Origin of the sequence: Guptibacillus spartinae (assembly GCF_028610625.1) — a bacterium.
GTDB lineage: Bacteria > Bacillota > Bacilli > Bacillales > Guptibacillaceae > Guptibacillus > Guptibacillus spartinae.
This window is the reverse complement of the sequence record NZ_JAQQWU010000007.1, coordinates 1-20,177: the sequence shown is the minus strand read 5'-3', so window position 1 is coordinate 20,177 and position 20,177 is coordinate 1. Positions and strand designations below refer to the sequence as shown.

Here is a 20,177-nt window from a genome sequence, read left to right as displayed (position 1 = left end):
ACAACACAGCGCTTCTATAATGCTTCCTTCTTTAATGTTAATACGCTGGTGGCAAGACCAACTGCGAAAATTGTGATCGCTGAGTACAGCGTAGCGTTTAACCCAATTGTTTTAGAGCCTATAAGTATAACAAGGCCATCTATTAAAAAGATGATTACCCCAACATTCAAAGAAACCATGCGAGCGATGAATTGAGCGAGCAAATCTGTTCCACCTGTACTTGTTTCATATTTCAACATAATTCCAATGCCTGTACCTACAAAAAAGCCACCTAGTAATGCACTGATAAGTATAGGAAAAGCAAAAGCGTAGCGAAGGGGGGATAGGAGATCGATGAAAAAGGAAGAAAGTAATAAACCGTGAAGGCTATTGTAAAAGTAAGGACGAAAATAAAGGAAAGCAATAATATAGAGAGGGATACTTAAACAAATGATGGTAAGCCCAGTTTGATAACCCCAAATGTATTTTATAATTAAGCCAATGCCGATCATTCCACCATCAATGAGATGATTTGGCACAAGAAAGGTGTTGATCCCAATGCCAACTAAAAGACTTCCTATTACAACAGCAGCTATTTTTTTATACATCAGATGCTCACCTGCTTGTTCATGGTTGTATCAAGTTTATGTAGGAAGTTTTGTTTTCATTACGATCAGATAAAAGGATAATTGATTACGTTGATTGACATTGAAAAAATATGAGGATTTGAAAATATTACAAGTAAGCATTGAAACCTTGCCTCAGATGGGCAGTTCATGTGCTCATGTAAAGAAAAAACAAAGTGAGAAAAACTCACAAGTGGAAAAATGGAGCGAACTAAATATAGTACATAGGTACGATAGGGTAAAATTTTCATTATAAAAGACAGGCAATTAGCCTGTCTTATTTTCATTTCATCACCCATAAAAGTTATATTTTTACAATTTATTTTTTGTGCAAAAAGATTATATCATGTAATTTTCTAAGTTGTTATTGGGAAATTACATCTCAAAAAACCGCCAATAAACTCATGTTTTCTTCTATATTTCCCAATACAAATGAGCGAAATTCTGTGATAATCTACAAATGTACCAAAAATTCAAATTATTCCGAAATGGAGGAAATGAAATGAAAAAAGGAATTGCCGTTGTACTTGCCACAGGTTTAGCATTTGGGGGCGCCCTTCCTTCTGCTTCAGCTGCCTCTACTAAAGATTTAAATGCGGAGCAGAAGCAAGCGCTAGAAAAAATGGAGATAGTGAAACAAGATTGGGAAAAAGAACGGAAGGTGCCGTCATTCTTATCTGGTAAACTATCAGAGAATCAAGTGAAAACAGAAAAAGCAGTAAAATCATATCTTAAGTCAAATGAATCTCTTTTTAAAGTGAAAACACAAGATTTAAAGCTAGTGAACGAAACAACCGATGAATTAGGCATGACACACTACGAATATGTTCAAACAGTGAAGGGTGTTGAAATCGACGGCGCAAAATTCATCGTACATACGGATGAAAAAGGCGAAGTAACAGCGGTCAACGGAGATATTCATCCAGAAGCAGCGAAGAATTATAAAGGGAGTTCTAAAGTAAAACTTTCTGAGAAAGATGCAGTTAAAAAAGCATGGAATCATATTAATGTAAAGCCAAAGAATGTCGTAAAGGACGAGCCAAGCTTTGTACGCAAGTCTGATGTTTCTGATATGGTAGAAAAAAGTGAGAAGGTCGTTTATGAGAAGGATAATCAGTACTACCTAACTTATAAAGTACAGCTTCAGTTCATCGATCCTTATCCAGCAAACTGGCAAGTTTATGTAGATGCTCGTGATGGATCAGTCGTAGATGCCTATAATGCCGTTGCTGATGGTGCTGAAACTGGGTATGGATATGGGGTTCTAGGTAACTATAAATCTCTTAATACGTATTACTCAAATGGAACGTATTATCTCTATGACACAACGAAGCCAATGAGCGGGGTCATTGAAACGAGAACAGCGAATAATAGAACGTCTCTTCCAGGAAGCTATGCAGTAGATAGTAACAATGCGTTTACTTCTAGCTCTCAAGGCGCTGAAGTTGACGCTCATTATAATGCTGGGGTCGTATATGACTATTATAAGAACACACATAATCGCAATAGTTTTAATAATAATGGCGCAACCATCCGTTCAACTGTTCATTATGGCTCGAATTATAATAACGCCTTTTGGAATGGCTCACAAATGGTCTATGGTGATGGGGATGGCTCTGTTTTTGCACCCCTTTCAGGAGCACTTGATGTTGTCGCACACGAAATTACACATGCGGTGACGGAGAGAACAGCAGGCCTGCAATACCAAAACCAATCGGGTGCCCTTAATGAATCAATGTCTGATGTATTTGGTTACTTCGTTGAACCTGGAGATTTCCTAATGGGTGAAGATGTCTATACACCTAACAAGCCAGGGGATGCGCTCAGAAGTTTATCAAATCCTGAAGCATACGGTCAACCGTCCCATATGGATGACTACTACTATACTTCATCAGATAATGGCGGAGTTCATACAAACAGTGGAATTCCTAACAAAGCCGCTTACTTAACGATTCAAAGTATTGGGAAAGCAAAAGCTGAAAAAATTTACTACCGTGCTCTCAGCCTTTATATGACACCTACAAGTAATTTTAGCTCTGCTCGTTCGGCGCTCCTTCAGGCCACTTCTGATCTTTATGGTACAGGGTCTACTACTTATAACTCAGTAGCAAATGCATGGAATCAAGTTGGCGTAAATTAAGCAAAAAGAAAGAAGAGTTCAAGCTGAACTCTTCTTTCTTTTTGCTTTTTATTTCAAATAAGAAAAAGAGCAGCATGAACGATGGGAGGATGGAAATAGTATGAAAGAATAAGAAGGTCCGATTAAAAAGAGGAACAACGATTAAGAACGGAAGCTTCCTTTTCCATTTTTGTTGGATAATGGGTATAATGAATAGAGATTACAGATCGGAGGCGCATAATGGAACACTTAGATATGCATCATATATTTGAACTTGGACTTATTCTAACGATGATTGCTGCGGGTATTACCGCAATCGCAAAAAAACTGAAGCAGCCCTATCCGATCGCTTTAGTTATTATTGGAACGTTAATCGGGTTATTTAATATTCCGGTACTCGAACCCCTTAAAATGTTTATTACCGAAGGAGACGTCTTTAATTTTGTTATTTTAACGATTTTCCTTCCAGCTCTTCTTGGGGAAGCCGCTTTGAAGCTTCCTTTTGAACATTTAAATCAAAATAAAAAGCCAATTCTTGCCCTGGCGTTTGGGGGAACCTTTCTTTCTTTTTTAGTGATTGGGTTTTCTACTCATTTTCTTTTAGGATTATCCATTCCTGTCTCATTCGTATTTGCAGCATTAATGAGTGCGACTGACCCTGTTAGTGTATTATCGATTTTTAAAAGCATGGGGGTCAATCAAAAACTCTCAACTGTGATAGAAGGAGAAAGTTTGTTTAATGACGGTCTTGCCGTTGTCCTATTTAAAATATCAGCTTTTTCTCTTCTCGCCTATCTCGACATGGGCTGGGGAGGATTAACAAGTGGTGTTTTTGAGTTCGTTAAGGTTGTGGCAGGCGGATTACTAGTTGGTGGTGGATTAGGATATGCGATCTCCATCCTTACAAAGTATTTTGACGACTATCCACTTGAGATTATTTTTAGCATTCTTCTTTTCTACGGTTCTTATTTAACAGCAGAGAGCATTCATGTTTCAGGCGTCATTGCCGTCGTAGTAGCTGCTTTAACGTTTGGTAATTTCGGATCAAGAGTCGGAATGAGCCCAACGACGCGCTTAAACATTAATAACTTTTGGGATGTAGCGGCTTTGTTAGCCAATTCAATTGTCTTTTTGATGGTTGGTCTTGAAATTACGCGTATTAATTTTTCTGATCAATGGGGAACGATTGGCCTTGCACTCTTAATTGTGCTCATTGGAAGAAGTATTGCTGTTTATGGTAGTACGTTATTCGTTAAGGGGCTGCCCTGGTCATGGAGGCATGTTCTAAACTGGGGTGGCTTAAAAGGATCTTTATCTATTGCACTTGTACTAAGCTTACCTAGTGAATTTGCTGGAAGAGATACCGTGTTAATTCTTACGTTCAGTATTGTACTTTTCTCCTTAGTGGTACAAGGGTTAACGATTAAGCCACTAATTAGTTATTTTGGTCTAAGAGCAAAACACAGTGGGTCTAAGGAATACGAGGATATTGTTGCTAACTTACATCGTCATGAGGCTGGGATAGCAGAGATTAAGAAGCTTAAGACACAACTCTTTGTTCCTGAACCTGTTTATTCAGAATTACTGACTAGTTACCAGAACGAAATAGATAAAAGCCATCGTGAGCTTGACGCGCTATTAAATAAATACCCAGAGCTAAAGCAAAGTCAGTTGATTACGCTAAGGAAACATTCACTCTATGCCCAATATGATAAAATTAACGAGCTCGAACAAGAAGAAATTATTTCAGGAGAGATAGCTGGCAAGTATAAAGAGCTATTAAATAATGGACTGGCCGACTTTGAAGAGGAAGAAGTGGTGAAAGATTCTAAAAGGGCACATTAAGCTGTTACATTTGTAGCAGCTTTTTATTATGAGATGCATATCCTATTAGTAAGCTGGACAAAGCAAGGGTAATAATAAGAAAATTTCGTTTATTGTTAATTGTAAGGGGTATGGTTTACAGTAAGTTAAGCAATAAGGTATAGTGTAAAAAGTCATTTTCAACCACATGAAATAAACTCACAAGGAGGACTTTTGAGAGAAAATGCCTTATCTTCAGACCGATCGTCTGACCATCATTCCTTTCTCTTTTGATTTGATCAAAGCAATGACAAATAAGAAGGAACTAGAAAAACTTTTACATGTCGAAGTACCGGAAGAATTTAATAACGTTCAGTTTGAACAGTTTTTACCCTTTCACCTAACGGATGATGCTATTTCAAGTCACAGGTGGGAAGGAATTCTCATTCATACTTCTGATGGAAAAGTTATTGGTACGATGGGATATAACAATATAGAAGCATCAAGCAACCTTGAGGTAGGCTATCATTTAATCCCGGCTTATCGAAATAAAGGTTATGCCATTGAAATGGCTAGTGCCCTCGTTAACTGGGCTTTTCCAGAGAAGGAAAGTCAAGAGGATAAAGAAGAAATGAATAACGTGATGAAACGGATTGGTTTATCAAAACTAACAGTTGAACCACACATTCTCAAGCACAAAATAGATGAAGAAAAGTTTATGAAAGAAAACGAGTATATGTAAAAACCCTCCAATTTGGAGGTTTTTTTTGTGGGGAATCATCTTACTAATAACGGCAATTTAAAATGAAAAATCTGAAAAAATGAATAAAAAAGAAGGGAGTTTTTGTCGAAATAGTTATGGTATAATCATCATTGTTTTCTAAAAAATGTAACTGCATAAGCGGAGTAAAGGAGCATTTATGCGCCCGACAATACGTAATGAAATTAGAATGGAGGAAGAAAAACGAGCCAATACGTTATTTATTTCTCTCTTCTTTATTACTGTCATCTTATATGATGTGTATCGATTTATCCTCAGTCCCTTAATTGATCCTCACACCGACATGATTTTACTAAATGACACAAGCTCCATGGTTCACTTAATTCTAATCTATCTTCTTGAAATTTCGTTGATTCCAATTTCGAGGTGGTATTCTAACAAACAATTACCCTATGTGACAAAATATCTTTTTTTTATTGTCTTTATGGTGAGTTCTCTAATGACAGAAATTTTCCGTTATGTAGGGACGAGTGATGTCTATGCAAGCGGAAGCCCTGTCGAACTCTTTTTTATTTTGTTTTCACCTCTGTTCGTTAACAAAAAATTCTATTTGATTGTTGTTGGAGGGCTATTAAGCAAATACGCCATTATGGGTGCTTTAACGATGTCTCCTATAGTTGTGCTACCGATTTTATTGCTGCTTTTATTTTCTGTCATTACGTTTATTATTTTAAATCGGTTTCAGTCTTATCTTGATACCATTGTAGAATCGTATGAACGTGCAGGTCATAATGAAAAGTTAGCAGTGATTGGCAGAATTGCAACAGGCATTACTCATGAAATTAAGAACCCCCTGACCTCTTTGAAAGGCTTTGTTCAGCTTCAGGATTTAGAGAAAACGTATAATCCTAAGTATTCGAGAATTATGCTTCAGGAATTAGAAAGGTTAACCATCATCGTCAATGATTTAATCGTGATTGGAAAACCGCAGTCCATTCAATTGAAGCCAGTGGTACTAAAAGATTGCCTTGAGTATGTAGTGAATTTATTGGAGCAAGAAGCTGAGAGGAAGCAAGTTACGATCTATACGAGTTACCCTGATGAACGATTGAAGATAATGGGGGAAGATGTGAGGTTAAAACAGGTCTTTCTCAATATAGTAAAAAATGCGATTGAAGCGATGCCTCATGGAGGAGAAATTCGTGTGAGGCTCGTAAAAGAAAAAGAGTGGACAATCATCCAAATTATGGATAGGGGAGTAGGCATTCCGAAAGAAGCAATCCCTCAATTAAATCAGGCATTTTATTCAACGAAAGAAAATGGGACTGGCCTGGGTTTAATGGTGAGCTATAAAATCGTAGAAGATTATGATGGGAAAATAGATGTTCAAAGTGAAGTGAATCAAGGTACCACCTTTTCTATCAGTTTTCCAACCATCATGCACTCTTCAGCAGACACAACTGTTACATTATCGTCTAATCAGGGTAAGTACTTTATGAAATGACGTGAAATATCAAACAATATCAAAACTCTCACATATTTAAGTAATCACCGTCATCTCTCGTTAAAATAGGAGTATAAACAAATCAAAGGGGAGAAAGGGTGACCGATTGATGGGTTACTATGACAATAATGAAACAAGAGTGAAACAATCGAAAAGTGGAAGGAATTGGTTTTTTCCGAGCGCGTTTGGAGCTATTGTAGGAGCATCGATCATGCTTGTTGCATCGCCTTACGTCTCTAACATAGAGCAACCTTCAACGAATCAGGCTGCAGTCACGACAGCTAGCGGTGATGTGGATACAACGAATGTAGCTTATAATGTATCATCTGATATTACATCAGCTGTACAAAAAGCGCAGGATGCCGTCGTGAGTATAACAAGCTACCAAAATCAGAGCGGAGGTTTCTCTTTAGAAGATCCTTCTGGTCAGTCAGGACAAGCCGCATCGTCAGGTTCTGGTGTTATTTATAAAAAAGAAGGTGGCAAAGCCTATGTGGTGACAAATAACCACGTTGTGGAAGGAGCCTCCTCAGTTGAGATTACGTTAAGCAATGAAAAAAAAGCTGAAGCGAAAGTCCTTGGAACCGATGCTTTAATGGATCTAGCCGTTTTAGAAATTGATGCGAAAGACGTAGAGGCAGTTGCCGAACTTGGTTCTTCATCCAACTTACAAACAGGAGAACCTGCCATTGCAGTTGGCAATCCACTCGGTTTCCTTCAGGGATCGGTTACACAAGGAATAATCAGTAACCCGAGCCGGACAATACCGGTCGATCTTGATCAGAACGGTCAACCTGATTACGAGGCAGATGTGATTCAAACCGATGCATCAATTAATCCAGGGAACAGTGGTGGGGCATTAATCAATATCAAAGGCCAACTAATCGGTATTAATTCGTCAAAAATTGCAGAGGAAACTGTCGAAGGAATAGGTTTTGCGATACCCATTGACGATGCACAGCCAATCATTGAACAGCTTGAAATGACTGGTGAAGTGAAACGACCTGTTATGGGGGTAACTCCTGCTTCATTAGCGGAAGTACCAACACAATACTGGACTGGAACTCTCAATCTACCTAAGGATGTGGATAGTGGAGTTGTGTTAATGGGAATTGCTCCAAATTCACCTGCTTCAGATGCTGGATTAAAAGAGAGAGACGTTGTCGTTAAGCTAGACGATACTGAAGTGAAAGATTCCGCAGCGCTTCGAAAGTACTTATATTCAAATAAAAAAGTCGGTGATAAAATGGATGTCACCTTCTACCGAGACGGCAAGAAACAAACTGTTACGATGACTTTAGCAAATCAGAATGGATTGTAAGAAAAAAACCTCTGGATTACGCATCCAGAGGTTTTTGATGGTTGACTTTCGATTCATTCATTCTTGTAAGAAAATAGAATACAGGTGTATCTAAAAGGGCAAGGGCCATTTTAATAACAAACTGAGAAAGAATCATAACCCAAAGGTTTGGAACTGTTCCAGCAAAGGCTATGGTTATAAAAATGGACGTATCTAAAAGTTGAGAAGTAAACGTACTAACGTTATTTCGTAGCCATTTATGTCGATTGGAAGTTCGCTTCTTTAATGCAGAAAAAATATAAACATCCACATGCTGTGAAACAAGATATGCAGCAAGACTCGCCAGTACAAACCGGTAATTTTGCCCGAGCAGAATTTCATATGCAGCCTGTGTATCCGCTGCAAATGGGGCTACCGGGAGAAGCATACCAAGATAAATCATAATGCTAGCGAAAATTTGTGCGATAAAGCCATATTGAACGGTTCGCTTTGCTTCCGCTTTTCCGTACTTTTCATGAATGATATCTGTGAAAAGAAACGAAAAAGCGTACATGACAACGGCCGCTGGAATGACGAAGCTTCCGATCATCACTACTTTTCCTGCCAGTACGTTTGCGATCACAATCGAGGTAGCAAACAGGACATTAAACAGGACAAGGTTTCGATCGATAAATTGATCAGCCATTTAATTAAGCTGTTTTCTCACGAATCGCTGTAGTTTTCAGTTCGATACCACCACGTGCTGATTGATAAACAGTGATGGTCACTTTCAAAGGATCAATGGCGTAGACAACGTCATCTGCAATGCGAGCAGCTAGTGTCTCGCAGAAGCTTCCTTCATCACGATAGGACCACAGGTAAAATTTTAACGATTTGGATTCGATACATTTCTCATCTGGTACGTAAGAAATCTCCACTCGACCAAAGTCAGGTTGTCCTGTTTTAGGGCAAACCGCTGTAAATTCAAGTGCATTAAACGTGATTTCCTGAACGTTCGGTGCATCAAATGCTTCGTTTTTTATTACTTCTCTAGCTTGTTCTACACTTTCTGGGCGAGGCATCGGACCAGAAGAGGGTAGCCATGCTTTATCCATGCTATTCATTATTATTCCTCCTTTAGTTTTGATGAAGCAGGAAGGTTACGAACTGCTGTCATACAACGTTGTCTATTATAACAGAGGAACTTTCCAATGCGAAGTTGGAAGTTCGGGCCAAATTAGCTAGTTTAGCTTTTAACATAAAGGGAAATAAAAAACTAGCTAAGTAAACTCAGAAAGACAATAGGAGGAATTATCATGCAAACAACGACTACGGCAGTAAACAATGAGAAGAATGGTAAGCTTGTAAAAGGGATTTTAGTAGGAGCTATTGTAGGTGGAGCGGTAGCGATGCTTGACTCAACAACGAGAAATAAAGTGAGATCAACCGCTGGTACGTTCAAAGACTCTTCGAAAGGGTTTTATACTCGTGTGAAAGAAAACCCGAGCGAAGTGAAAGACGACTGGATGGATCGCATTCAATCAGCTTCTTCTGTTTTAAAAGAAGCGATGAACGATGCTCAAGCCCTCTATGAAAAAGTTAATGATGATGTGGTAGATCAGGTGAATCAAGTGAAAGAAGATTCAACTGAAGTTCTTTCTTCGGCAAGAGAAGCGAGTGAAGAGTTAAAGGACATTGGCAGTAAAGTAAAAGATGCCGGGCAGGAAGTAACAGAATCAAGTGAAAATGAGTATGAGCCAACTAACATTCCTGGTAGTGAAACACGAACTCCTGGTAGCACGTCAGTGAATCCGAAGACTTCTCCAAATACAACGCTATAATTCGTTCAATAAAAAAGGACTTCCGCATCGTGTGGAAGTCCTTTTTCTTTTAATAAATGTAAGATGCACCAATGATAATTAGAAGAATAAACAAAACTACGACTAACGCGAAACCTTGACCGTATCCATATCCACTCATCGCTGTTCCTCCCGTCAATATGTGTCGCTTCCTTACTAACGTATGTGGAAGGAGGAGAATGGGGACATAGGCGAATGCCCTTTTTAGGAAGAGGAGCGTTACTTCGATCGGATGGCAACGGATGGGAAATCAGTGAATATCGCCGAACAGCCAGCTGTTTTGAGCGCATGAATGTGATGAGGTTCATTTACTGTGAAAGCACGAACGGGAATACCGCGTTTTTGTGTATTCGTCATAAGATGATCATCAATCACTTCCCTCTCTATATGAATACTGCTCGCACCAACGTGACGGAGGTAGTCCCATGGTTCAACTAACTTTTCCATTAGAAGAATAGCTGTCTCCACTTTGCTACTTCTTTGAGCGAGCCGCTGAATACTATAGTGATTAAAGGAGGAAATGATTGTTCGATCACAAAGCTGATAATGAGTAAGCAGGTCAAGTACACGACTTTCTAAATGTTCATATGGAAAGATAGCATTTTTCAGTTCAATATTTAAAACGAGAGAAGTGGAGGCAAGCCATTCTAAAACACTCTTTAAAGAAGGAATGGACGTCCCTTGAAAGCGACTAGAGAAAGTTTGTCCTGCATCTAGTCGAACCAAATCTTTGTATAGGAAGTCTTTCACCAAACCAACGCCGTTTGTCGTTCGATCAACTCGTTCGTCATGGATGACGACAGGGATTAGGTCTTTCGTTAATTGGACATCAAGTTCGATTCCGTGAGCGCCAGCTTTGTGAGCCGCCTGGAATGAAAGAAGGGTATTTTCTGGATGTGTCCCAGAAGAACCGCGATGCCCATAAATATGAAAAGAAGAAGCCATATGTCACCTCACTCTCGTTTTGTTAGAACGATCTCTCTAATGGTATTCGCGCAGGAGAGGAGGTTTTCCTTTGTCTTTGGTCGCCTCCTTTCCTACTGAAATCATTAGGTTCTGTATAGTGGAAGGCTGCATAGATGTTAAATGAGCAGAAAGGGGCGGGACTTTGGATAAAGGATTTGAATTACCAGAAGCGCATTCTCATTACTTTAAGGGTGACGTGGAAGAGCGGCTGAATCATCGCCACTTGCAGATTATAGGATTCAGCTTTCCGGTAAATGGAACCTCTTATGATCAACATGTTCATCGAATTGAAGGGATAACGGTTATTGATAAAGGACACCAACACCGTTATAGCGTTGAATCTGGACCCCCAATTGCTTTACCAATGGGTGGTCATTATCATACGTTTAGTGGAGAAACGAGGTCAAAAGAAAGCCATAAACATTATTTTTCAGGCAAAACGAGTCTTCCTATAGGCAATTATCCTTTAAATTGGTGAGAAGGCGATGCGGTGCTTCCGTTACATTTTTATTTAGGACTTATTTTATTAATAGAAAGTATCCTAAAATTAGCGGGAAACAGTACACCTGCAATTTCTATTTCCCCTTTCGCAATTTTACTGGATGATGTATAGAACGCTTCATTTAAAAAGGCTATGAATGTTAGTGATTTTGGCTCATTCGAGTGAGCCAAAATCTAGAAATCAAATAAAGCGTCATAAGGCCAAATCCCTCAGCCGCTAAAAATATTTTGAATTTTAGTTATAAATATCAGGGCGTCGATCTTCAAAGATGGGGATGCGACTCCGAATAGATGGTATTTCTTCTTCATCAATCAAGCCTGTTACGATTGTTTCCTCTTCCCCTGCCTCTGCGATAATCGTTCCCCACGGATCTATGATTAAAGAATGTCCACCAAATGCATTATCTGGATCTGTGCCGACGCGGTTACAAGCAATCACATAACATTGGTTTTCAATAGCTCGGCTAATAAGTAATGCTCGCCAATGATCTGTACGCTGTTTCGGCCATTCGGCAGGAACGAATAAAACTTGTGCGCCTTCAATGGCATGAAGACGAAGCCACTCTGGGAAGCGAATATCATAACAAATGAATCCCGCACTAGGGAGGTCTTCAAGTGTGAAGTGGCTTTTCTCATTCCCTGACACAAGGTATTTCTCTTCCTTCATCAACCGAAATAGATGAGCTTTGCTATACTCATGGATAAGCTCTCCATCTCGATTGAAAACGAGCATCGTATTCGTGACATGATCAATGTGTTGCTTTGCAATTGAGCCACCTACGATACTTACATGATTCTTTTTGGCTAGGTCTGAAAGAAAGGCAATTGACTTTTCTGCATTCGTATCGCCAATTTCGTCAAGTCGCGATAAATCATAACCCGTCGACCACAATTCCGGTAAAACAATAATATCTGGTTTCTCATGAACAGCCTTAGAAACAAGCTCTTTCACTTTGGAGAAATTTTCTTCTGGGTTTCCAAACGCAATATCAAACTGTAACAGAGCGATTTTTTTCATTGTTTTTCCTCCTTGTTTACAAAATAAGCTTTACATGATTGTGTATCCAAGATAACATAATTTACTAGAATTTCACGAAAATTTTAACAGGATGTGATTCTTTGAGACAATTTCAAACTTCAGATGCGCTTAAACGACTACCGGAGCAATTTTTTGCGAAGCTTGCTGGAAAAGTAAACCGCTATGTAGAGGCGGGCTATGACATTATTAATCTTGGACAGGGAAATCCTGATCAGCCAACACCTGATCATATTATCAAATCCTTGCAGCACGCAGCTGAAAATCCTACCTATCACAAATATCCGCCTTTTCGGGGCCAGCCCTTTTTAAAACAAGCGGCGGCAGATTTCTATCAGCGAGAATTTGGAGTGCATCTAGATCCAGAGAAAGAAGTTGCTGTGCTTTTCGGGGGGAAAGCAGGACTTGTTGAAGTCAGTCAGTGTTTATTAAATAAAGGTGATGTGGCACTCGTTCCAGACCCAGGTTATCCTGATTATTGGTCAGGAGTCGCGATGGCTGAAGCGGATATGCATATGATGCCGTTGCTTGAGAAAAATCATTTCTTACCAGACTATGAAGCGATTCCAGAGGATTCATTAAGTAAAGCGAAAATGATGTTTTTAAATTATCCAAACAACCCAACTGCAGCTGTTGCAACGAATCACTTCTTTGAGCAAACTGTCAGTTTTGCAGAGAAGAATGACATTTGCGTTGTGCATGATTTCGCTTATGGTGCGATCGGGTTTGATGGCGAGCGACCGATTAGCTTTTTGGAGACAGAGGGTGCTAAGGATAATGGAATTGAAATCTATACCCTCTCAAAAACGTATAATATGGCAGGATGGCGCGTTGGCTTTGCAGTCGGAAATCAATCAGTTGTTGAAAGCATCAATCTCCTCCAGGATCATTTCTACGTTAGTCTATTTAGTGCGGTGCAAGAAGCCGCTGCTGAAGCTTTGCTTGGATCACAGCAGTGTGTAGAAGACCTTCGCGAAACGTATGAGTCGAGACGAAATGTTCTCATTCAAGGACTTCGCGACATCGGCTGGGATGTCACTTTTCCAGCAGGTTCATTTTTCGCCTGGTTGAAAGTCCCGGCATCCTTTACTTCAGAAAGCTTTGCAGATTACTTACTTGAAAACGTCCAAATTGTTGTCGCACCTGGCAACGGGTTTGGTGAATATGGTGAGGGCTATGTACGAGTGGGGCTATTAACGTCTGAAGATAAACTAAGAGAAGCGGTGGAACGAATGAAGTCTCTTAATCTCTTTTGATTTAGAAAAATCAAAAAAAGTTTAACGGAAATTCCTGCGTCTGGTAGAATTCAAATCAATTACTAATAAAAATAATGACAGACATGAAGTGTCAACGAACAGTAGAGGCCGCGAGTGTTCACGGCCTCTTTCCTTTTCTAATTAGCTACAGGCGGCAATCAGATCATCTAAATTTGACCAACCAAAAGCCGTTTCGTAAAGTTTTTTTCCTGCAATTTCAATTTCTTCTTGAGCAATTTCGATTGGTTGAAAGCTTTGGTAGAACTGTGAAGCTGGGTTTCCGTTTAATACCCAAACAAGCATTGAGTGACAAGATTCTTTTTTTAGTTCTTTGGCAACAGAACATAACAGCTTTTTACCGGCACCCTTTCTCTGTGCTTCCTTAAGAAGATAAATCGCATATAGCTCTCCATCATACTGGTAAGTTTCAGATCTGTTTTGACCACCGGTTGCGAACCCCATGATTTCTCCTTGATCGACTGCTACAAAAATAGTACTTCCCGCTTCAATCATCTTTTGCCAGCGTGCTTCCCTAATTTGAATATCAAGTGAATTTAGATAATCTTCTGGAATGAGTACCTGATAGGTCGTTCTCCAGCTATTTACATGAACAGTCGCGATTGCTAGCGCGTCATCTTTTGTTGCTTTTCTAATTTTCATGGAAGCTCTCCTTCTCACCAATGTCTTCTTCCTTCACTTCTTTCTAGAAAAAGGGAATGAATCCTCCTAGTCGAAGTTATGAAGTAAGTTCAACTAAGGGAAGGGATGAGGGGTTTGAAAAAAATGAAAATGGAAATAGAAGGGCTAAACGTTTGTGGGTTTGAATGGGGAAATAAGCATAACCCAACCATTATTCTTCTACATGGATTGACGAACAATGCTCTGGGATTTAATGAATTGGCTGAAGAGCTTCAAGATCATTTTCACCTTTATTCGATTGATTTACCTGGTCACGGTGAGACATCGTCTTTTAACGAAGAAAAAAGGTATTCTTTTCAACTTCTAACGAAATGGCTTGAAAAGGTATGCCTTACTTTAAGTGATCAACCTGTGTTTTTAATTGGTCATTCTTGGGGAGCGGCCCTGGCACTCCATTTTAGTAGTCAGTTTTCTGAAAGAGTACAAGGGGTGGTAATGATTGATGGAGGTTATCTTCACTTTGATGAAGATCCTTCAGAAACGTTAGAAGAACTCCTTGAACATATGTCTCAGTGGGTAACGGAGAGTTATTTTCCAAGCATAGACGACTATGAAGAAAAGAAAAAAGAGGAGATTGGTAGGTGGAGTCAGGAGTTAAAGCAGATGGTACATAGAGATATGAAGAAAGTGAAGGGCGGCGTAGCCATGAGGGCAAGTGAAAATACAGTGAGAGCTATCGTAAAGTCACTCTACTATGAGCCGTGCCGCGATATATTTTCCCAGATCAACGTTCCGACTTTTTTATTAAGAGCAACGCTTCCTGAAGAAGGTGAAGAGATAAGAAAAGAGGAAGCCCTCAGGATGCAAAGGGAATTAGGAGAAGCGTGTAAGATAAGTGCGATTCCGAAAACGGGTCATGTCCTCCATTGGCAAAAACCTGAAGAAACTTTCAAAATGATTGAACATTGGTTACACGAAAAAATAGCAGTGCAGTACGAACAATAACCCTCTAATTAAAGTGGGTTATTAGACGCTTTTGGGAAAGTTTAATGTAATCGTTGTTCCTTTGCCCTCGTTACTTTCAACGGTAAAAGTACCTTTATGCTTTTTAACAATTCGCTTGCAAATCGTAAGTCCGAGTCCTGTTCCATTCTTTTTGGTAGTAAAAAAAGGAGAGCCTAGCTTTTCCAGTTCTTCATCTGTTATGCCGCCTCCGTTATCAATCACTTGAATCTGTAAGTGTTGCGTTAGTTCCTTGGCTTTAATGGTGATTTCCCCTTCTTCTCCAATCGCATCCATCGCATTTTTAATGAGGTTAATGAAAACCTGTTTAAGTTGGTTACATTCACTATAAATGGGGGGGAGAAAAGAAGGGTATTCTTTTTTTAAAATAATGCTTTTCATGTTAGCTTGACCGCTTAGTAACTCAATCACTTCATCTAATATATGGTGGATGTGATTATTTTGAAAATGAGATTTCGTTGGTTTGGCGAGAATCAGAAATTCATCAATGATTTGCTCAATTCGATGAAACTCTGAATCCATTACTTGAACATAGCGATCTATGTCTTGATCCGTGTTTCTAAACTGAATTAATTTCAAAAAACCCTTTAAAGAAGTAAGGGGGTTTCGAAGCTCGTGTGCAATTCCTGCTGCAAGTTGCCCAACAATGGATAGTTTTTCTGATTGTGCAAGGTGCTCTTCATTCAAGCGTTTTTCTGTTATATCTTTTGCTACTCCAACTAACCTTTCGACCGTCCCTTTTTCGATGAGGGGGACAAGGGTGATATCGAATATTTTGTACCCCTGTTTGGGGAAAGAGTACCCTTCTTCAAATTGAATGGTCTTTTTACGAATAATCGCTTCTTGAAATCTTCTAATGGCTTGTATTCCCTGGTCAACACCGAGAAAATCTTCTATTCTTCTGCCTGAAATGGCTTCTTTGGAAGTTTCATAACTGGAGAGATAAGCTTCATTTACTGCTTCGATTTCATAATGATGCACATCAATGACCTTAATTTGGAAGATAAGGTCTGAAATATGATGAAAAATGATATCTAAACTGGCCTCTTTTAGCTCGCTTCCCTTTTCCATAGAAATCCCCCATAATCAACTTTTTGACATCTCACTAATTGGATATTTCTACAAGATATGCATATTCCCTTCTAATTATGATCGATATTCGTAAATCGTTGACGTTTTGTAGCGATAGAACAGAGAAAGAGTAAGCGCGTTTTCTGCTGGAAGAAGATTGCAATTCGATTTATCATGCTATAGAGTTAAAAGGAATATTTTGAGCACAGTCATTCATCTGGCGGAAGGAAGGGTTTTTAATACATGCCTAAAAGGGATACAGTCTTTTTCCTAAGTTTATTTCTATTCTTTTTTCATGGGGCAAATACCATTATTATTAGCTTTATGCCAGTTTATTTTCAACATAGTGGTATGTCTGAAAGTAAAATAGGATCGATTCTTGCGATTGGGCCACTAGCAGCCATACTAGCTCAACCGTTTTGGGGTTTTATCAGTGACAAATTTGGAACGATAAAAAAGGTTCTCCTTGTCACCCTAATTGGAGTAGCGATCGTTAGTGTTTTTCTTTTAACGAATAATCACTATACGTTTATCTTAATCTCGGCAGCCATTTTCTATGTGTTTATGTCACCCACCGGTGCGCTGGGGGATAGTCTTGCTGTAAAAACAGCTGCAAGCGTGAATAAAAATTTTGGAAGTATAAGAACATGGGGATCGATAGGTTTTGCCGTGTCCACCCTACTTGTTGGGCAGTTTTTCGCTTTCTTTGGTATTAGCGTCATCTTAATCCCATTTATGTTTATGATTCTGATTGCTTTCCTTACTGCCTTGAGAGTATCAGATGTTAAAACACATCATAATCCTGTTACTGTTTTTGATGCATTAAAGATTGGTAAGAATGGTCGCTTTCTTCTTTTTTTAGGGACAATCCTATTTTTAACGATTCCACATCGGGCCAATGATAGTTTCATAGGACTTTATGTGACGGAACTTGGTGGAGATGAGTCTCATATTGGACTTGCATGGTTTGTTGCTGTAGCAAGTGAAGCGGTTATATTCGCTACAAGCCATTACTGGTTCAAGCGTTTTAATGAAATTATCTTTATTATAATTGCTGGGTTGATTTATGCAGTAAGATGGTTTGGCTTAGCGTATATGGGGGGACCGGTTGCCGTCATTCTTCTTCAAATTTTTCATGGTGTAACATTTGGTGTTTTTTACGTTGCGGCATTTCAATATGTGACAAAGTTAGTGCCCGATGACTTGCAAGCTACTGGACATCTTTTATTTATTTCTGTTTTCTTTGGTCTATCAGGGATACTTGGCTCATTGTTTGGAGGGTTGATCTTTGAAAGATCTTCTGGGGCAACTTTGTATACAATGATGGGATGCTTCACCCTCGTTGGGTGTTTAGCGTTAATTCTCTATCGCATCGTTGATAAAAGAAAAATGAAAACAGATGAAAGTTACGCTTAGGACAGATCAGTTTCTGTCCTTTTTATTATCCAGTTATTTCATACCCGAATTATGCTTAAATAAACCAGATATCTATAATGGTGATGATTGTCACAGATCGATAGTTAAAACAGAGCTAAAATGAAGGTGTGATAAGAATAACGGTATGGGAGCGTGAAGAGTATGTTTGTTCATTTCTTAAGAGAGAACAAGGGAGCTGCTGGCATTCTATTTCTTATTCGATTGTATTTAGGCTATGAATGGCTCACAGCTGGTTTGTCTAAAATAACAAATGGCTTTGATGCAAATGGTTTCTTGCAGGGAGCGGTTGCAAGCGCTAGTGGAGAACATCCAGCTGTTCAAGGGTGGTGGGCAAGCTTTTTAGAAAGTTTCGCCATTCCTAATGTCGACTTTTTTAATGTCTTAATACCATGGGGAGAGTTTTTAGTTGGACTTGGTTTAATGCTTGGTACTTTCACAACTCTTGCAGCTTTCATGGGAATTGTGATGAACTTTGCTTTCTTGTTTAGTGGCACAACTAGCACAAATCCCGTGATGGTTATTCTGGGAATGCTTTTATTAATTGCCGGGTACAATGCCACTAAGGTAGGTCTTGATCGTTGGGTGATACCATTTATTAAGAAAAGCTTTCATATGCGACAGGTTAAGCAAGTTTTGCATCATTAATGAACGAGGTTCCGTGTGAAGCGGAGCCTCGTTTATTTTGATGAAAAACAGATTAATGTAATCGGAACATTACAGTTACTTTAAAAAAATGAGGAACTGTAATAAAAAGTAAAGAGGCAGATAGCCAAAAACGGCGAAAATGGTTTAGTGATTATTAATTTGGGAGGCTAGACCATGATTGGGATATTTAAGAGAAATGAAGACCGTTACTTGAGTTGGCACTATGCGAATCCAAACGGGTATGTTTTTAATCATTTCAAAGGACAAGATGCCGCTTATAATAAAATTCACGTCGCCACATGTCGGACGCTTTGGAGAGACAAAGATGAGGGTGCTAGAACTAGAGTTGAAAAAATATGTTCTGATAATCTGCAAGAGCTTCTTAAGATAACAGAAGAAATGAGACAAACAAAAGGTTATACTTTCTGTAAAATATGTATGTCTGGATACATAGTAAAGGATGAAAGATCCCATAAATATTCATGGCGTTAAAATAATACGTAATCGAATAAGTTCATAACCTGTTTTAGGAGGAGAGAGATGGATCAAGATCATATTTTAGTCAAAGGAAAAACCGTCGATAATGAAACGCGATGCGAACATTATCAAGGCCAACGAGATATTATTGCAATAAAATTCTATTGTTGTAACACCTACTACCCATGCTTTCTGTGTCATGAAGAAACAGCTGATCACCCCGTTCGAGTATGGCCGAAGAAGAATTTTAATCAAAGAGCTATTTTATGTGGAAAATGCAACACTGAATTAACGATTAAGGAATATTTAAGCTCCCAATTTATTTGTCCCTGCTGCAAGGCTTCTTATAATGAGGGATGCAAACGACATTATCATCTTTATTTTGATGAAATTGAAACGGAAAAATAATCGCTTTACTTTGGAAAGATGGAGGTATGATTATTCCAATCTTAAAGTGAAGTCCTATATGCAAGAACAACTTTTACTATTTAAATACAGGAACTCTCTGTTTTTTCTTTTGTGATCATATCTCCAGATGCGATTGGTGAATTCATAGCATTAGCAGCAGAAGAACGTATTTACACCTTGTTAACTTAATAGGTGATCTCAACCGGAGTGGTCCAAGTGGGCGTGTTTATTTTAGAACTTGCCCAGAGTTCTCATTTTCTAGCAAATCTGTGGTAGGTAAGTAGGGATCTCTCACGCTAGCTTTTATTTTCACTTCTAAAAAAAACCGGAAATTAGATATCCAGAAGAAAAAGTACTTGCAGGCTAAGTTTCCCAATTTACAAAACCGTAGGAGGACATCGAATAGCGAAATGGCCGGTTTACGTAGATACGTAAACCGGCCATTTCAAGTTCAGAAAAATAACAACTAAAAACTATTGACGATATTTTATAGACATGGTAAGATGTTTCTTGTCACTTCGAAACACACGCAACAACTTACATACGAAAATGCTTTTTAAAAAAAGGCATTGACTTACAGAGAAGTTGCTGATAAGATAGAAGTTGTCACTCGGGAGAAATAAACTGAGTTTAATAGAAATGAATCGATCTTTGAAAACTGAACGAAACGCCATGTAAGTAGTTGTTTCTACGGAAACAAAATGTTTTAAAAGCTAGATTAAGCTTTCTATCGGAGAGTTTGATCCTGGCTCAGGACGAACGCTGGCGGCGTGCCTAATACATGCAAGTCGAGCGAAGAGATGGGAGCTTGCTCCCTGATCTTAGCGG

At 39.0% G+C, this 20,177-nt stretch carries 21 protein-coding genes and 1 rRNA gene; 14 read left to right on the top strand and 8 right to left on the bottom strand.

All coding sequences use genetic code 11. The annotated features are described in order from the left end of the window. Positions 1–14: 14 nt before the first annotated feature. A complete protein-coding gene (locus PQ511_RS13195) occupies positions 15–587 on the bottom strand; it encodes a YitT family protein (RefSeq protein WP_273852366.1) in 573 nt (190 codons plus the stop codon). Positions 588–1,107: 520 nt separating this feature from the next. On the opposite strand from PQ511_RS13195, the gene PQ511_RS13190 reads away from it, so the two are divergent. From PQ511_RS13190 to PQ511_RS13170, 5 genes are all read left to right on the top strand, one after another. Next, complete coding sequence (locus PQ511_RS13190; protein WP_273852365.1) at positions 1,108–2,745, top strand: M4 family metallopeptidase; 1,638 nt, start codon at positions 1,108–1,110, stop codon at positions 2,743–2,745. A 219-nt stretch (positions 2,746–2,964) separates the two neighbouring features. After that, a complete protein-coding gene (locus PQ511_RS13185) occupies positions 2,965–4,569 on the top strand; it encodes a cation:proton antiporter (RefSeq protein WP_273852364.1) in 1,605 nt (534 codons plus the stop codon). Positions 4,570–4,771: 202 nt separating this feature from the next. After that, entirely contained in the window at positions 4,772–5,269 is a 498-nt protein-coding gene (locus PQ511_RS13180) for a GNAT family N-acetyltransferase (RefSeq protein WP_273852363.1), read from the top strand. A 178-nt stretch (positions 5,270–5,447) separates the two neighbouring features. Next, the gene (locus tag PQ511_RS13175) at positions 5,448–6,752 is read left to right on the top strand and encodes an ATP-binding protein (RefSeq protein WP_273852362.1); all 1,305 of its coding nucleotides are present in this window, start codon (positions 5,448–5,450) and stop codon (positions 6,750–6,752) included. 109 nt (positions 6,753–6,861) lie between these two features. After that, positions 6,862–8,073: a S1C family serine protease gene (locus PQ511_RS13170; protein ID WP_273852361.1), complete on the top strand. Its 1,212-nt coding sequence runs from the start codon at positions 6,862–6,864 to the stop codon at positions 8,071–8,073. 16 nt (positions 8,074–8,089) lie between these two features. Here the strand turns inward: PQ511_RS13170 and PQ511_RS13165 are convergent, their stop codons facing one another. Further along, positions 8,090–8,737 carry a queuosine precursor transporter gene (locus PQ511_RS13165; protein ID WP_273852360.1) on the bottom strand — a complete coding sequence of 216 codons (648 nt, stop codon included), beginning with the start codon at positions 8,735–8,737 and terminating at the stop codon, positions 8,090–8,092. Positions 8,738–8,741: 4 nt separating this feature from the next. Then, a complete protein-coding gene (gene queF, locus PQ511_RS13160) occupies positions 8,742–9,155 on the bottom strand; it encodes a preQ(1) synthase (RefSeq protein WP_273852359.1) in 414 nt (137 codons plus the stop codon). 192 nt (positions 9,156–9,347) lie between these two features. Here queF and PQ511_RS13155 point away from each other — a divergent pair, with 192 nt between their 5' ends. Further along, a complete protein-coding gene (locus tag PQ511_RS13155; protein WP_273852358.1) occupies positions 9,348–9,872 on the top strand; it encodes a YtxH domain-containing protein in 525 nt (174 codons plus the stop codon). Positions 9,873–9,921: 49 nt separating this feature from the next. Here PQ511_RS13155 and PQ511_RS13150 read toward each other — a convergent pair whose 3' ends face one another. Further along, positions 9,922–10,011, bottom strand: coding sequence for a YjcZ family sporulation protein (locus tag PQ511_RS13150; RefSeq protein ID WP_273852357.1), 90 nt, complete (start codon positions 10,009–10,011; stop codon positions 9,922–9,924). Positions 10,012–10,109: 98 nt separating this feature from the next. Beyond that, complete coding sequence (locus PQ511_RS13145) at positions 10,110–10,835, bottom strand: glycerophosphodiester phosphodiesterase (RefSeq protein ID WP_273852356.1); 726 nt, start codon at positions 10,833–10,835, stop codon at positions 10,110–10,112. A gap of 163 nt (positions 10,836–10,998) precedes the next feature. Here PQ511_RS13145 and PQ511_RS13140 point away from each other — a divergent pair, with 163 nt between their 5' ends. Continuing rightward, positions 10,999–11,334: a YmaF family protein gene (locus PQ511_RS13140; RefSeq protein WP_273852355.1), complete on the top strand. Its 336-nt coding sequence runs from the start codon at positions 10,999–11,001 to the stop codon at positions 11,332–11,334. A 258-nt stretch (positions 11,335–11,592) separates the two neighbouring features. On the opposite strand, the gene PQ511_RS13135 is transcribed toward PQ511_RS13140, so the two are convergent. After that, complete coding sequence (locus PQ511_RS13135) at positions 11,593–12,375, bottom strand: carbon-nitrogen family hydrolase (RefSeq protein WP_273852354.1); 783 nt, start codon at positions 12,373–12,375, stop codon at positions 11,593–11,595. A 101-nt stretch (positions 12,376–12,476) separates the two neighbouring features. Between PQ511_RS13135 and PQ511_RS13130 the strand changes: the two genes are divergently transcribed. Then, positions 12,477–13,649 (top strand): pyridoxal phosphate-dependent aminotransferase, encoded by a 1,173-nt coding sequence (locus PQ511_RS13130; protein WP_273852353.1) that lies wholly within the window; start codon positions 12,477–12,479, stop codon positions 13,647–13,649. Between the two features lie 141 nt (positions 13,650–13,790). Here PQ511_RS13130 and PQ511_RS13125 read toward each other — a convergent pair whose 3' ends face one another. Further along, positions 13,791–14,309 carry a GNAT family N-acetyltransferase gene (locus PQ511_RS13125; protein ID WP_273852352.1) on the bottom strand — a complete coding sequence of 173 codons (519 nt, stop codon included), beginning with the start codon at positions 14,307–14,309 and terminating at the stop codon, positions 13,791–13,793. A 123-nt stretch (positions 14,310–14,432) separates the two neighbouring features. Between PQ511_RS13125 and PQ511_RS13120 the strand changes: the two genes are divergently transcribed. Continuing rightward, positions 14,433–15,293, top strand: coding sequence for an alpha/beta fold hydrolase (locus PQ511_RS13120; RefSeq protein ID WP_273852351.1), 861 nt, complete (start codon positions 14,433–14,435; stop codon positions 15,291–15,293). 21 nt (positions 15,294–15,314) lie between these two features. On the opposite strand, the gene PQ511_RS13115 is transcribed toward PQ511_RS13120, so the two are convergent. Continuing rightward, entirely contained in the window at positions 15,315–16,382 is a 1,068-nt protein-coding gene (locus PQ511_RS13115) for an ATP-binding protein (protein WP_273852350.1), read from the bottom strand. Between the two features lie 243 nt (positions 16,383–16,625). Here PQ511_RS13115 and PQ511_RS13110 point away from each other — a divergent pair, with 243 nt between their 5' ends. From PQ511_RS13110 to PQ511_RS13090, 5 genes are all read left to right on the top strand, one after another. Then, positions 16,626–17,798 (top strand): MFS transporter, encoded by a 1,173-nt coding sequence (locus tag PQ511_RS13110; RefSeq protein ID WP_273852349.1) that lies wholly within the window; start codon positions 16,626–16,628, stop codon positions 17,796–17,798. Positions 17,799–17,960: 162 nt separating this feature from the next. Further along, positions 17,961–18,464: a DoxX family protein gene (locus tag PQ511_RS13105; RefSeq protein ID WP_273852348.1), complete on the top strand. Its 504-nt coding sequence runs from the start codon at positions 17,961–17,963 to the stop codon at positions 18,462–18,464. Positions 18,465–18,638: 174 nt separating this feature from the next. Further along, positions 18,639–18,956 carry a hypothetical protein gene (locus tag PQ511_RS13100; protein WP_273852347.1) on the top strand — a complete coding sequence of 106 codons (318 nt, stop codon included), beginning with the start codon at positions 18,639–18,641 and terminating at the stop codon, positions 18,954–18,956. 48 nt (positions 18,957–19,004) lie between these two features. Further along, entirely contained in the window at positions 19,005–19,349 is a 345-nt protein-coding gene (locus PQ511_RS13095; RefSeq protein ID WP_273852346.1) for a CHY zinc finger protein, read from the top strand. A gap of 727 nt (positions 19,350–20,076) precedes the next feature. Next, positions 20,077–20,177 (top strand): 16S ribosomal RNA (locus tag PQ511_RS13090); the annotation flags it as partial.

Coding starts and splice junctions, on each gene's coding strand:
- PQ511_RS13190 (WP_273852365.1), top strand. CDS start 1,108: ATGAAAAAAGGAATTGCCGTTGTACTTGCCACAGGTTTAGCATTTGGG.
- PQ511_RS13100 (WP_273852347.1), top strand. CDS start 18,639: ATGATTGGGATATTTAAGAGAAATGAAGACCGTTACTTGAGTTGGCAC.
- PQ511_RS13095 (WP_273852346.1), top strand. CDS start 19,005: ATGGATCAAGATCATATTTTAGTCAAAGGAAAAACCGTCGATAATGAA.
- PQ511_RS13120 (WP_273852351.1), top strand. CDS start 14,433: ATGAAAATGGAAATAGAAGGGCTAAACGTTTGTGGGTTTGAATGGGGA.
- queF (WP_273852359.1), bottom strand. CDS start 9,155: ATGAATAGCATGGATAAAGCATGGCTACCCTCTTCTGGTCCGATGCCT.
- PQ511_RS13110 (WP_273852349.1), top strand. CDS start 16,626: ATGCCTAAAAGGGATACAGTCTTTTTCCTAAGTTTATTTCTATTCTTT.
- PQ511_RS13195 (WP_273852366.1), bottom strand. CDS start 587: ATGTATAAAAAAATAGCTGCTGTTGTAATAGGAAGTCTTTTAGTTGGC.
- PQ511_RS13185 (WP_273852364.1), top strand. CDS start 2,965: ATGGAACACTTAGATATGCATCATATATTTGAACTTGGACTTATTCTA.
- PQ511_RS13180 (WP_273852363.1), top strand. CDS start 4,772: ATGCCTTATCTTCAGACCGATCGTCTGACCATCATTCCTTTCTCTTTT.
- PQ511_RS13145 (WP_273852356.1), bottom strand. CDS start 10,835: ATGGCTTCTTCTTTTCATATTTATGGGCATCGCGGTTCTTCTGGGACA.
- PQ511_RS13155 (WP_273852358.1), top strand. CDS start 9,348: ATGCAAACAACGACTACGGCAGTAAACAATGAGAAGAATGGTAAGCTT.
- PQ511_RS13175 (WP_273852362.1), top strand. CDS start 5,448: ATGCGCCCGACAATACGTAATGAAATTAGAATGGAGGAAGAAAAACGA.
- PQ511_RS13125 (WP_273852352.1), bottom strand. CDS start 14,309: ATGAAAATTAGAAAAGCAACAAAAGATGACGCGCTAGCAATCGCGACT.
- PQ511_RS13150 (WP_273852357.1), bottom strand. CDS start 10,011: ATGAGTGGATATGGATACGGTCAAGGTTTCGCGTTAGTCGTAGTTTTG.
- PQ511_RS13105 (WP_273852348.1), top strand. CDS start 17,961: ATGTTTGTTCATTTCTTAAGAGAGAACAAGGGAGCTGCTGGCATTCTA.
- PQ511_RS13165 (WP_273852360.1), bottom strand. CDS start 8,737: ATGGCTGATCAATTTATCGATCGAAACCTTGTCCTGTTTAATGTCCTG.
- PQ511_RS13135 (WP_273852354.1), bottom strand. CDS start 12,375: ATGAAAAAAATCGCTCTGTTACAGTTTGATATTGCGTTTGGAAACCCA.
- PQ511_RS13170 (WP_273852361.1), top strand. CDS start 6,862: ATGGGTTACTATGACAATAATGAAACAAGAGTGAAACAATCGAAAAGT.
- PQ511_RS13115 (WP_273852350.1), bottom strand. CDS start 16,382: ATGGAAAAGGGAAGCGAGCTAAAAGAGGCCAGTTTAGATATCATTTTT.